The 11851-nt window shown below is 70.3% G+C and carries 11 protein-coding genes; 7 read left to right on the plus strand and 4 right to left on the minus strand.

Annotated features, from left to right (window positions below; translation table 11 throughout):
- Positions 1-235: 235 nt before the first annotated feature.
- Positions 236-1645 carry a helix-turn-helix transcriptional regulator gene (locus T336_RS0118820; RefSeq protein WP_237711345.1) on the plus strand — a complete coding sequence of 470 codons (1410 nt, stop codon included), beginning with the start codon at positions 236-238 and terminating at the stop codon, positions 1643-1645.
- A gap of 45 nt (positions 1646-1690) precedes the next feature.
- Here the strand turns inward: T336_RS0118820 and T336_RS0118825 are convergent, their stop codons facing one another.
- Both T336_RS0118825 and trpE read right to left on the minus strand, forming a co-directional pair.
- Positions 1691-2056, minus strand: a complete 366-nt coding sequence (locus T336_RS0118825) for a chorismate mutase (RefSeq protein WP_019699783.1) — start codon at positions 2054-2056, stop codon at positions 1691-1693.
- Positions 2053-3552 (minus strand): anthranilate synthase component I, encoded by a 1500-nt coding sequence (trpE, locus tag T336_RS0118830; protein ID WP_019699782.1) that lies wholly within the window; start codon positions 3550-3552, stop codon positions 2053-2055. The genes T336_RS0118825 and trpE overlap by 4 nt, the downstream gene beginning before the upstream one ends.
- Positions 3553-3873: 321 nt before the next feature.
- On the opposite strand from trpE, the gene T336_RS0118835 reads away from it, so the two are divergent.
- The gene (locus tag T336_RS0118835; protein WP_026433711.1) at positions 3874-4473 is read left to right on the plus strand and encodes a chalcone isomerase family protein; all 600 of its coding nucleotides are present in this window, start codon (positions 3874-3876) and stop codon (positions 4471-4473) included.
- A gap of 30 nt (positions 4474-4503) precedes the next feature.
- On the opposite strand, the gene gph is transcribed toward T336_RS0118835, so the two are convergent.
- The gene (gene gph / locus T336_RS0118840; protein ID WP_026433712.1) at positions 4504-5211 is read right to left on the minus strand and encodes a phosphoglycolate phosphatase; all 708 of its coding nucleotides are present in this window, start codon (positions 5209-5211) and stop codon (positions 4504-4506) included.
- 253 nt (positions 5212-5464) lie between these two features.
- On the opposite strand from gph, the gene T336_RS0118845 reads away from it, so the two are divergent.
- A complete protein-coding gene (locus tag T336_RS0118845; protein WP_019699779.1) occupies positions 5465-6028 on the plus strand; it encodes a hypothetical protein in 564 nt (187 codons plus the stop codon).
- Positions 6029-6080: 52 nt separating this feature from the next.
- Here T336_RS0118845 and rpe read toward each other — a convergent pair whose 3' ends face one another.
- The gene (rpe, locus tag T336_RS0118850) at positions 6081-6761 is read right to left on the minus strand and encodes a ribulose-phosphate 3-epimerase (RefSeq protein ID WP_026433713.1); all 681 of its coding nucleotides are present in this window, start codon (positions 6759-6761) and stop codon (positions 6081-6083) included.
- Positions 6762-6883: 122 nt separating this feature from the next.
- Between rpe and apaG the strand changes: the two genes are divergently transcribed.
- The 4 genes from apaG to T336_RS0118870 all read left to right on the plus strand — a co-directional run bounded on the left by apaG (position 6884) and on the right by T336_RS0118870 (position 11809).
- A complete protein-coding gene (gene apaG / locus T336_RS0118855; RefSeq protein WP_019699777.1) occupies positions 6884-7294 on the plus strand; it encodes a Co2+/Mg2+ efflux facilitator ApaG/CorD in 411 nt (136 codons plus the stop codon).
- Positions 7291-9285 carry a transporter-like protein TlpB gene (tlpB, locus tag T336_RS0118860; protein WP_019699776.1) on the plus strand — a complete coding sequence of 665 codons (1995 nt, stop codon included), beginning with the start codon at positions 7291-7293 and terminating at the stop codon, positions 9283-9285. Before apaG ends, tlpB begins: the two co-directional genes overlap by 4 nt.
- Positions 9286-9428: 143 nt before the next feature.
- Positions 9429-10688: a cation:proton antiporter gene (locus tag T336_RS0118865; protein WP_026433714.1), complete on the plus strand. Its 1260-nt coding sequence runs from the start codon at positions 9429-9431 to the stop codon at positions 10686-10688.
- Entirely contained in the window at positions 10685-11809 is a 1125-nt protein-coding gene (locus tag T336_RS0118870) for a YbdK family carboxylate-amine ligase (RefSeq protein ID WP_013592993.1), read from the plus strand. The genes T336_RS0118865 and T336_RS0118870 overlap by 4 nt, the downstream gene beginning before the upstream one ends.
- Positions 11810-11851 lie beyond the last annotated feature (42 nt).

Genomic DNA, 11851 nt, shown 5'->3' on the forward strand with positions numbered 1-11851 from the left:
CTGTCAAGGATCTGCGCACATGTTTGGTTTTTCGTGTCAATAACTTTCCTATATGGACCACGCAGCTGCGTCCACTTCCCGCGTGCGGCCCCATGGCGCAAATTTCGGGTCCCCGTGCCTGGAGTGTGCAAATTTGAGGATTTGGAAAACCTAGGTGAGATTTGTCCGCGGCATGGTTCCTAGCATCGCCTTCATCCAAACCACATGGGGCGCGGCGGGGGCCGCGACGATCGACATGCTCCTTTCTCTGCTCTCTCTTTCCTGCCATCGCATCGGCCACGGAGCGCAGGCGCTCACCCAGCTGCTCCAGAATCTGCAGGTCAAGGAGGCCGCCGCGATGGGCCGCCGGCGCCTGGAACGCGGACAGTCCCGCGATGCGAGCCCCGTGGAAGAAGGTGCCCTGCTCGGGCGCACCCTGCTGCTGATCGGACAGGAAGAGCTCGCGAGCGATGTCTTCCACCAGCAACTCAAGGCCTACGACGCCGTCTCGCGCAGCATGGTGCGCTGGCATTCCGCGCTGGACCAGGCCTGGATGTTCCAGCACCTGCGCAAGCCCGCCCGGGCCGCCGCCTGCTGGGCCATCGTGGCCAATGACCACGACGTTCCCGCCCCGCTGCGCGTGGAAGCCTGCTGCGGGCTCGCCCTGTCGCTGCAGGCCCAGGGCCAGCACGCCTCGGCACTGGTGGCGGCCCAGCGCGCGCAGTCACTGTGTGAATCGGAGGAGGCAGCGGCCTCCCTCGCGCTCCACGCCGCAGCCATCCGGCTCGAAATCCTTTCACGCGTGGAACTGCTGCACAGCGAAGAGCTGTCGGACCACGCCTTCGCCGAGGCCGCGCAGGAACTGGGCCGCGAGCGCCTGTCCGGCGAGGCCCTCGCCGCCGAACTGCGCACCCTGGAATCCACTCCCGGCACGCCCGCCTTGCTGCGCGCCCGGCTTGGGTACCTGGCCGGCATACATGCCGGCGATCCTTCAGGCCGCCAGGAAGCCGTTGCCGGCTTCGGGCGCTGGCTGCGCCAGCATGGCATCTCGGGCATCGACGCGGAAGCCCGGGTCGAGGGTTGCCTCGCCCTGCTGGCAGACCGCGCCATTCCTGCGGCCCGCGAAGCGATCATGCCGCTGGCCGGCGGCGAGCGCGAGATCGAACACCACCCCCTGGCCTCGGACATCCAATACTGCCTGTCGAAAATCCACATGAGCGAAGGCCGTCTCGGCGAGTCGCTGCGGCAGTACAAGCGCCATGTGGCGCAGGCCATGCGCGTGGTGCACCACGCGGCCCTGCAGAGGATGGACACGCCCGCCAGCAACGCCCCGCAGGACACCGTGGGCCTGCGCCTGCCTCCGCGCTACCGCGCCGCCTACCGCTACATCATCGAGAACCTGCACGACCCCAACCTCTCGGTGCGCGAGATCGCCGGCCGGCTCGGCGTCACCGAGCGCGCACTGCAGCTGGCGTTCCGCAACCACCTGGGCATGACCCCCGCGGAACTGATCCGGCGCGAACGCGTGCGGCGCATCGAAGGGGAGATGGAAGAGGCCAGCGCCACGGGCGGCCGCGTCCACATGCTGGACGTCGCCTCCCGCTGGGGCATCAGCAACCGCTCCACCCTGGCGAATGCCTTCAAGCTGTCGTCGATGCGGCACTGAGCGCCCCGCGCCCGGCCCGGGCGTGCCGGCGGGCAGAAATTGCGGTCAGGCCGGCCTGCCGTCCGCCTCGCTGTCCGCCTTTGCACCCGCCTTCTCGCCCGCGGCGACCATCCGGTCGAACTCGCGGTGCTCGTAGGCGATGTAGGCTTCCATCATGCCGCGGTAGATCGCCTCGATCACATCGGGCTCCCCCCCTTCGGCCAGCGCGCGCTCGCGCACCCGCCGCACGATGAACTCGATGCGCCCTTCGTCGCGCACCTGGGAGGCCTCGCGCTTGTTGCGCGCCGCCTGCGTCATGTAGCCGCCCCGCTCCACCAGCAGCGGCACGAGGATGTCGTCGAGCGCATCGATGCGCTCGCGCACCTCCGCCATGCTGCTGCAACTGCGGGTCTTTTCGATGGCGCGGGTCATTCCAGTCCTTCTTCGACGAGTTCGGCCGCGCGCAGCAGGGCGCGGGCCTTGTGTTCCGTTTCCTTCCATTCCAGCTCGGGGACCGAGTCCGCCACCACGCCGGCCGCGGCCTGCACGTAGAGCGTCCCGTCCTTCACGATGCCGGTGCGGATGGCGATGGCCACGTCCATGTCGCCCGCGTAGCTGAGGTAGCCGCAGGCGCCGCCGTACAGCCCCCGCTTGGTGGGCTCGAGCCGGTCGATGAGCTCCATCGCATGCACCTTGGGCGCGCCGGTGAGCGTGCCGGCGGGGAATGTCGCCTTGAGCACGTCCATGCTGGTCATGCCTTCGTTCAGCAGGCCTTCCACATTGCTCACGATGTGCATCACGTGGCTGTAGCGCTCCACCGCGAAGGCCTCCGTCACTTTCACGGTGCCGGTGCGGGCGATGCGCCCGATGTCGTTGCGCGCGAGGTCGATGAGCATCACGTGTTCGGCCCGCTCCTTCGGGTCGTTCACCAGCTCGACCTCGGCCGCCTTGTCCTTCTCGGGCGTGGCGCCGCGCGGGCGCGTGCCCGCCAGCGGACGGATGGTGATCTTCTGGCCCTCGTCCGTGCGCTCCTGGCGCACCAGGATCTCCGGGCTCGCCCCCACGACGTGGCAGTCGCCGAAGTGGTAGTAGTACATGTAGGGCGAAGGATTGAGCGAGCGCAGCGCGCGGTAGAGCGACAGCGGCGACTCCGTATAGCGCTTGTGGATGCGCTGGCCCACCTGCACCTGCATGAAATCGCCCGCGGCGATGAGCTCCTTGGCGCGCTCCACGGCCGCCAGGTAGTCGGCCTTGGCGAAGTCGCGCTGCGGCGGGTGGCTCTCCGTCGGCTTGACCAGGGGGGCGGCCACCGAGTACTTGAGCTGGTCCTTGAGTTCGCGCAGGCGCTTCTTGCCGCGCGCATAGGCCTCGGGCTGCGCCGGGTCCGCATAGACGATCAGGTAGAGCTTGCCCGAGAGGTTGTCGATGACGGCCACTTCCTCGCACTGCAGCAGCAGGATGTCCGGCATGCCCAGCGTGTCGGGCGGGCAGGTCGATTCCAGCTTCTTCTCGATGTAGCGCACCGCGTCGTAGCCGAAATAGCCCGCCAGGCCGCCGCAGAAGCGCGGCAGGCCGGGCCGCAGCGCCACCTTGAAGCGCGCCTGGTAGGCGGCGATGAAATCCAGAGGATTGCCGTGGCCGGTTTCCACCACCTGCCCGTCGGTCACGACCTCCGTGCGGGCCTGGTCGCCGAAGCCGCTGGCGCGCAGCAGCGTGCGCGCCGGCAGGCCGATGAAGCTGTAGCGCCCGAAGCGCTCGCCCCCCACCACGGATTCCAGCAGGAAGCTGTAGCGGCCGCCGTCGCGGGCATGGGCCAGCTTGAGGTAGAGGGACAGGGGAGTTTCCAGGTCCGCGAAAGCCTCCGCGATGAGCGGAATGCGGTTGTAGCCTTCGCCGGCCAGGCTTTTGAATTCGAGTTCGGTGATCACGGGAGATCGCTCCAGATCGGCCGGACCGCCACGGGCGGTCGTTGCGCCCGCGGCCGGTACCGCGCCAGGTTCATTGCATTCGGCCCCGCGGGGGCCACGGAGGACACGCCGGGATCGCGGGGCCCGGGTGCGGTCAGCGGTTCGGTGCGGCAGGCTTGCGCCAGGGCCAGGCTCCCCGGCCGCTGCGACCTGTGATGACCACGTGGTGAATGAACATGGGCTCAAAGTGTAGCAAAGCGGCCTGCGCGAAAACCCTGTTGCGTCGCCTGCGGCAGGGCGCCGAGAATAAAAAGAACGATCGTGCTTTTTTAGGGAGTCGCCATGACACTTCGGCAACGCAGCCTCGCCTGGGCGCTCGCCGGGCTCATCGCCTGCGGCGCCGCGCCCGCGGGCGCGCAGACCGCCGTCACCGTGGCCGGCGTGGCTTTCGAGCCGCGTGTCACGCTGGCGGATGTCCCGCTGGCGCTCAACGGCGCGGGCGTGCGCTACAAGGCCGTCTTCAAGGTCTATGCCGCGGGGCTGTACCTGGAGCGCCATGCCGGCACGCTGCAGGACGTGGTGGCGCTGCCGGGACCGAAGCGGCTGTCCATCACCATGCTGCGCGACATCGACTCGACGGAACTGGGCAAGCTGTTCGCGCGCGGCATCGAGGACAACCTGGACAAGGCGGCGTTCTCCCGCCTCGCGCCGGGCGTGCTGCGCATGGGCGAGCTATTCGCCGCGCACCGCCGGCTGGCGGCCGGCGACCGCTTCACCGTGGACTGGCTGCCCGGCACCGGCACGGTCATTACCGTGAAAGGCGTCCCGCAGGGCGAGCCCTTCCGCGAGCCCGAATTCTTCGACGCGCTGATGGGCATCTGGCTCGGGCCGCAGCCCGCGGACTGGAAGCTCAGGGACGCCCTGCTGGGCAAGGCCGGCTGATCACCGGGCCCGCCGCGGCCCTGCACTGCGTCAGCGCGCGCACATCTCCTGCAGGCTGTCCACGTGCGCGTCCGCGTCCACCTGCCGGGCGGGCTGGCCGTGGTTGTAGCCGTAGGTCACCAGCACCACGGGGCAGCCGGCGGCGCGGGCCGCGCGGGCATCGTTGACGGAGTCGCCGATGGCCAGGGTCCGGGCGGGCGCCGTTCCCAGGGCCTCGCAGGCCTTGAGCAGCGGCAGCGGGTCGGGTTTCTTGCGCGCGAACGCATCCCCGCCGAAGACATGCTCGAAGAAGCCGTCCAGCCCCTTGGCCTGCAGCAGGGGCACGGCGAAGGCCGCGGGCTTGTTGGTGACGCAGGCCAGCCGCAGCCCCGCGGCGCGCAGGGCCTGAAGCCCCTCGGCCACGCCCCCGTAAACGCGCGAATGGCTGCCGTTGATGGCCAGGTAATGGCGACCGTAGGCCTCCCATGCCTGCGGGTAGTGCGCCTCCACCGCTGCGGCGCGGCGCTGCGGCTCCATCGGCTGCAGCACGTGGTCCAGCACCGAGCGCAGCAGGTGCTCCGTGCCCTTGCCCACCATCCGCTCGATCTCCGCCGCGGCAATGCCCGGCAGGGACAGCTCGCCCAGCATGCGCCGCAGCGCTTCCGCGAAATCGCCCAGGGTGTCCACCATGGTCCCGTCCAGGTCCACGATCGCCGCATCGGCGCGCGCCACCAGCGCCGCCGGGGAACATTCCAGCATGCCCCATCCTCCAAAGTGCCGCCAAGCCCGCCGGGGCGGTGCGTTAAAAAGGTCCGCCGGCGATCAGCGCCGGCGGGGCTGCCCGGAGTGTAGGCCGTGCGCCAACGGCCACAGCGATTGTCTGGTCCGTCCGACACGGCACGCGCACCGCAGCGGCTACGCTGGCTCGACCGTTTTCGCCCTACGGCGCGGAAACTGTGACCCCACGCCGTCCGTCCGCGGCCGGCACCACCGACACATGGAGGTTCTTGATATGCCGAATCGCTTTGCCATCGCACCCCGCATCCTGTCCGCAGCCTGTCTGATCGCGGCCTGCGCCGCCGCCCAGGCCGCCCCCGCGGACGCCGCCGGCGCCCGTGAGCGCTACCAGCAGGACCGCCAGGCCTGCATGAGCGGCGCCACCGCCCAGAGCCGCGACACCTGCCTGAAGGAAGCCGGCGCCGCGCTGCAGGCCGCCCGCTCCGGCCAGCTCGACTCCCAGGACGCCGCCGCGAATGGCTACAGCCGCAACGCGCTCCAGCGCTGCGAAGTGTTCAAGACCCCCGTGGACCGCGACGCCTGCGTGGCGCGCGTGCGCTCCGGCACCCAGGACGGCTCCGTGGCCGGCGGCGGCATCCTGATGGAAGCCACCACCCAGGTGCCCGCGACCCCGCAACCCGGCGCAGGCGCCATGCCCCCGCCTCCGGCCGGCGCTGCCGGCGCCATGCCGCCCCCGGGCCGCCCCCATCCGCACGGCAAGCCCCATCCGCACCCGATGCCGGCGCCCATGCCCCAGCCCATGACGCAACCCGCCCCCCAGCCGATGCCTCAGCAGTAAGGGACCGCACGCCGGGCCGCACGTCCGTGCGGCCCGGCTGCGCAACGCGCGCTCAGCCCAGCTGGGCGCGCATCGCGTCGATCACGGCGCGGTAGTCGGGCTTGCCGAAGATCGCGCTGCCCGCCACGAAGGTATCGGCACCGGCATCCGCCACGCGGCGGATGTTGTCCACCTTCACGCCCCCGTCCACCTCCAGGCGGATGTCCTTGCCGCAGGTGTCGATGCGGCGCCGCAGGGCCTCGATCTTGCGCAGCGCCGAATCGATGAAACCCTGCCCCCCGAAACCCGGGTTCACGCTCATCACGAGGATCAGGTCGATGTCGTCGATCACCCAGTCCAGCACGTCCAGCGGCGCCGCCGGGTTGAACACCAGTCCCGCCTTGATGCCCTTGGAGGTGATCGCCTGGATGCTGCGGTGCACGTGCGCGGAGGCATCCGGATGGAAGCTGATGTAGTCCGCTCCCGCCTCCGCGAAGGCCGCGGCCAGGGCGTCCACGGGCTGCACCATCAGGTGCACGTCGATCGGCGCGGGCCGGCCGTCGGGCGTGACGGCATGGGGCTTGAGCGCCTGGCACACCATCGGGCCGAAAGTGAGGTTGGGCACGTAATGGTTGTCCATCACGTCGAAGTGCACCCAGTCGGCGCCGGAGGCGATGACGTTCTTCACTTCCTCGCCCAGGCGGGCGAAATCGGCGGACAGGATCGAGGGGGCGATGCGGAATTGGCGGGTCATGCCCGGATTGTCGCAGCAGCGGCGCGGCAGCCCGCCTTCCGCAGGCCTCCTGCACCGCACCCTGGCCCCCGCCGACGGAACGGCCGGGCCGCCCGGCCCCGGAAACCCTAATAATCGCGCCCATGCCGAAGTACCAGTTCCGGGCCGAAGTCCAGCCCGAATACCTTCCCGACCAGTCCGCGCCCGAGGACGGCGTCTACAGCTTCGCCTATACGGTCACTGTGACCAACACCGGCGACGTGACCGCGCAGCTCATCGCGCGGCACTGGACGATCAGCGACGCCCGCGGCCACACTGAGGAGGTCAAGGGCCTGGGCGTGGTCGGCCAGCAACCGCTGCTGCGCCCGGGCGAGGCGTTCCAGTACACCAGCGGCTGCCGCCTGCGCACCCCCAGCGGCAGCATGCACGGCAGCTATTTCTGCGTGGCCGAGGACGGCGAGCGCTTCGACTGCGCCATTCCCCTGTTCGTGCTGGAAGCCCTTTCCGGCGGCCCCGCCGGAAGCACTCCCCTGTCGGGCCGGGTGCTGCATTGACCCGACGGCCGACTGCCCCGCAGCCCGGGACGCTGCTGGCCGACCTGGACCCGTCCGCCCCGCTGGCGCGGCGGCACCTCTGGCTCATCGAGTGCCTGGCCTGGGTGCGCGGCAACTGCCGCTCCCCCGAGGAGGCCGTCGCCCGCATGACCCTCCTCGTGGAAGCCGCGGAAAGCGACGCCGGCGCGCGGGCCCGGCTGCAGGCCTGGTGGAGCGCCCTGGTCGGCACGGTGGACATCACCACCCTGCTGGCCGATTTCGGGTTCGCGCCGCGCACCGCGCTCGCGAGCGAGGTCGCGGAACGGCTGCGCTACAAACTCCTGCCCGGCAGCCCGGAGACGATCGACGCCTCCGAGCTGTTCATGCTGGCACTGCCCCACGAGTTCGATGCCCAGTGGCTGGCCCTGCTGGACGAGGCGCTGCTCGCGCGGCTGCTGGCCGTGCTGGCGCCGGCCGGGGACGGTGGCGGCGCCACGCGCTGGCAGCACTCGCTGCTGGACGCCATCACCTACTGCGCGGGACAGATCCTGTCCACCGGGTTCGCGCCCGAGCTGCGGCTGCGCATGAGCGACTCCGCCCGCGACGCGCAGCCGTTCCATGCATTGATCCGAGACGTGGAGAGCCTGCGGGTCGAGGTCCTGCACCAGTTGCGCACCACCGACCGGCTGGACGAGGCGGTGCTGCGCCTGCGCGAGCGCCTGGAAGCCTGTCGCGCCGCCGCGGCCACGGTGTATTCGCATTTCGAGGACAACGGCATTTCGGTGGGCCTGGTCTTCCGCCTGCGGCAACTGCGCGAACGCATCCTGCGGGTGCGCGACCTGCTCGATTGCCTGCTGTCGCCGGAGCCGGCCGCCAGCGCCGCACGCCTCATGGCGCGGCTCGTCACCGTGGGCCGGGAGCGGCGCAGCCTGCGCGCGCTGATCGCCTCCAACTCCTCGCTGCTCGCAGCCAAGGTGGCCGAGCGCAGCGCGGAGACCGGCGAGCACTACATCACCCGCACCGGCGCCGAATACCGCGCCATGGTGGCGAAGGCGGCGGGCGGCGGCTTCGTCATGGCGTTCACCACGCTCATGAAGTTCGGCATCGTCGCGCTGGCCCTGTCGTCCTTCTGGAGCGGCTTCTGGGCCGGCATGAACTATGCGGTGAGCTTCGTGCTCGTCATGCTGCTGCACTGCACGGTCGCCACCAAGCAGCCGGCGATGACCGCGCCGGCCATGGCCGCGAAGCTCAAGGAACTGCAGACGACCGAGGCCGTGGAGTCCTTCGTGGACGAGGTCACCCACCTGGTGCGCTCGCAGGTGGCCGCCATCCTGGGCAACGTGCTGGTGGTCTTCCCCACCGTCGCGGGCCTGACGCTCGCCATTGCCTGGGCGACCGGCAGCCCGGCCATCGACCAGGCGGAAGCGCGGCACGTGCTGCAGTCGCTGCAGCTGGCGGGGCCTTCGCTGCTGTACGCGGCCTTCACGGGCGTGCTGCTGTTCGCCTCCAGCATCATCGCGGGCTGGGCCGAGAACTGGTTCGTTCTGCACCGGCTCGATTCGGCGCTGCGCTACAACCCGCGCATCACCGGCCTGCTGGGCCGCGAGCGCGCCGTGCGCTGGGCGCGGTTCTGGCGTGAAAACCTCTCGGGTTTCGCGGCAAACGTGTCGCTGGGGTTCATGCTCGGGCTCGTGCCGGCGTTCTCCGCGTTCTTCGGCCTCGGGCTGGACGTGCGCCACGTCACGCTCTCGACCGGGCAGCTGGGCGCCGCGCTGACCTCCCTGGGTACCGCTGCCCTGCACCAGCCCGCCTTCTGGTGGGCGGCCGCGACGCTGCCCTTCATCGGCGCGCTCAACGTGACGGTGAGCTTCTACCTCGCCTTCCGGCTCGCGCTGCGCGCCCACAACGTCACCCGCGTGGACCGCGCACGGCTCACCGCCGCGCTGCGCGCGCGCCTGCGACACGCCACGCTGCAGTTCTTCGTGCCCCGGCGCATGGCGCCGCGGGCCTGAGAACGGGCCGCCCCGGTACCCCTTTTCCGGGAGTGCCCGTCCTACAGCGCCCTGCCGGATCAGCAGGTACATTCGGTCGGCCCCGGCCGGGGGACGCGCGGCCTCCCCGCGCGGTTCGGGCGGGAATGCGAGGACTAGAACAAATGGATGAAATCATGGGCTTCTGGGCGCAATGGCTGCGCCCATCGGCCGGGCTCCCGACGGTGCAGTGGTCGCTGCTGCTGGCCGTCGCGGCGGTCTCCGGCTATCTCTTCCAGCGCCACATCGGCCTGCCCAAGGTGGTGGGCTACACGCTCGTCGGCACCATCGCCGGGCTGCTGGGCTTCAGCGGCGCCGTCTGGCCCCTGCAGGGCATCAGCCTGTTCCTGCTGGAGCTGGGCATCGCCATCGTGCTGTTCGAGGCCGGCGGGCGCATCCCGCTGCGGTGGTTCCGGCACAACCCGATGGTGCTCGTGCAGAGCATCATCGAATCGGCGCTGACCTATTTCGCGGTGTACTACGCCATGCTCTGGCTGGACGTGCCCCAGCGCGCCGCCGGGCCGCTGGCGCTGGTGGCACTGGCGGCGTCGCCCGCCGTGCTCACACGCGTGGTGGCGGACACCCGCGCGGCCGGCCCGGTGACGGACCGGGCCATCGTGCTGGCCACGCTCTCCACCCTCTACGCGCTCACCCTGGGCAGCGCCACCGCGGAGCTGATCAACCGGCCCGCCGCCCGAATCATGGACACCGTGTACCCTGTCATGGTGGTGCTGGGTGTCTCGATCATCGTCGGAGCGGTGCTGGCCCTGGTCCTGCGCATGGCCCTGCGCTTCATGAGCCCGACGAGCGAGAACACCGCCTTCCTGCTGCTCACGCTGATCGCCGCCGGCACCGCCGTGGCCGCGCACATGGGCGGCTCCGCACCGCTCGCCGCGCTGCTGGCGGGCATGCTGCTCAAGCAACTCAACCCGCGCCCCTGGGCCTGGCCGCGCCAGCTCGGCACCGCGGCCTCGCTGCTTACCATGCTGATGTTCGTGCTGGTGTCCACCGTCGCCGCGCAGGCCGACTGGAGCGGCCCCGTGGCCGGGCTGGTACTGGCCCTCATCGTGGCGCGCCTCGTGGCCAAGGCCCTGGGCGTGGCCCTGGGCAACGTGGGCAGCGGCGCCAGCTGGCGCCAGGCCCTGTGGGTGGGCTGCGCGATGACGCCGATGTCGTCGATCGCGCTGCTGATCGCCTCGCAGTTCGTGGTGGCATCCGCTTCCACGGGGCAGCTCATCGCGCGCGTCGCACTGCCCACCATCCTGCTCATGGAAGTGCTCGGCGCCGTGATCGCCACGGTGGCCATCTACCGCGCCGGCGAGAGTTCGAAACCCTGGGCGCCCCAGACACGCGCCGCCAATGCAGAGCGGGAGCAGCAGCAATGAGCCTCGAAGCCTTCCACCATTCCGAGCCGCTGACGCTCGGCGTCGAGCTCGAGCTGCAGCTCGTCAACACGCACAACTACGACCTCGCGCCCTACGCCGAGGACATGCTGCGCCTCATGGCGAAGCAGCCGCTGCCCGGCAGCGTGGTGCCCGAGATGACCAACAGCATGATCGAAGTCTCGACGGGCATCTGCCATTCGGGCAGCGAAGTGCTGGGCCAGCTCTCGCAGATCCGCGACGCGCTGGTCAGGAGCGCCGACAAGCTGAACATCGCCGTGGCCGGCGGGGGCACGCACCCCTTCCAGCAATGGCACGAGCGCCGCATCTACGACAAGCCCCGCTTCCAGGAGCTGTCGCAGCTCTACGGCTACCTCTCCAAGCAGTTCACGATCTTCGGCCAGCACGTGCACATCGGCTGCCCCAGCGCCGACGAGGCGCTGCTCATGCTGCACCGCATGTCGCGCTACATCCCGCACTTCATCGCGATGTCGGCCTCCAGCCCCTACGTACAGGGGCAGGACACGGCCTTCGATTCGGCTCGGCTCAATTCGGTGTTCGCGTTCCCGCTGTCGGGCCGCGCCCCCATGGTGCTGACCTGGAAGGACTTCGAGGCCTACTTCGACAAGATGACGCGCACCGGCGTGGTCAAGAGCATGAAGGACTTCTACTGGGACATCCGGCCCAAGCCCGAGTTCGGCACGATCGAGATCCGCGTATTCGACACGCCGCTCACCATCGAACGCGCCGCCGCGCTGTCGGCCTTCGTGCAGTCGCTGGGGGCCTGGTTCCTGGCCGAGCAGCCCTTCACGCCCAGCGAGGACGACTACCTCGTCTATACGTACAACCGCTTCCAGGCGTGCCGCTTCGGCATGCAGGCGGTGTACGTCGATCCGGCCACCGGCGAGCACATGCCACTGCGCGACCACATCCTGCAGACCATCGACCACATCGCGCGCCACGCCACGGTCACCGGGGCCTCGGGCGCGCTGCACCTGCTGCGCAGCGAGGCCGCGGCCGGCCAGAACGACGCACGCTGGCTGCGCGACCGCCAGCGCGACGAACAGTTGCTGGGCGAGGTGAGCCGCCAGGCCGCGCTGCGGTTCCGGGGCGAGCCCGCCTGACGGGGCATCGGCCTTCGCGGCCTTCCGCGGGCCGCGGATCCG

The organism is Paracidovorax oryzae ATCC 19882 (assembly GCF_000687165.1).
Classification (GTDB): domain Bacteria; phylum Pseudomonadota; class Gammaproteobacteria; order Burkholderiales; family Burkholderiaceae_C; genus Paracidovorax; species Paracidovorax oryzae.

What these genes read in the sequence shown, in the direction of transcription:
- T336_RS0118820 (WP_237711345.1), top strand. Translation starts at nt 236, where the DNA reads ATGCTCCTTTCTCTGCTCTCTCTTTCCTGCCATCGCATCGGCCACGGA.
- T336_RS0118825 (WP_019699783.1), bottom strand. Translation starts at nt 2,056, where the DNA reads ATGACCCGCGCCATCGAAAAGACCCGCAGTTGCAGCAGCATGGCGGAG.
- T336_RS0118835 (WP_026433711.1), top strand. Translation starts at nt 3,874, where the DNA reads ATGACACTTCGGCAACGCAGCCTCGCCTGGGCGCTCGCCGGGCTCATC.
- gph (WP_026433712.1), bottom strand. Translation starts at nt 5,211, where the DNA reads ATGCTGGAATGTTCCCCGGCGGCGCTGGTGGCGCGCGCCGATGCGGCG.
- T336_RS0118845 (WP_019699779.1), top strand. Translation starts at nt 5,465, where the DNA reads ATGCCGAATCGCTTTGCCATCGCACCCCGCATCCTGTCCGCAGCCTGT.
- rpe (WP_026433713.1), bottom strand. Translation starts at nt 6,761, where the DNA reads ATGACCCGCCAATTCCGCATCGCCCCCTCGATCCTGTCCGCCGATTTC.
- apaG (WP_019699777.1), top strand. Translation starts at nt 6,884, where the DNA reads ATGCCGAAGTACCAGTTCCGGGCCGAAGTCCAGCCCGAATACCTTCCC.
- T336_RS0118865 (WP_026433714.1), top strand. Translation starts at nt 9,429, where the DNA reads ATGGATGAAATCATGGGCTTCTGGGCGCAATGGCTGCGCCCATCGGCC.
- T336_RS0118870 (WP_013592993.1), top strand. Translation starts at nt 10,685, where the DNA reads ATGAGCCTCGAAGCCTTCCACCATTCCGAGCCGCTGACGCTCGGCGTC.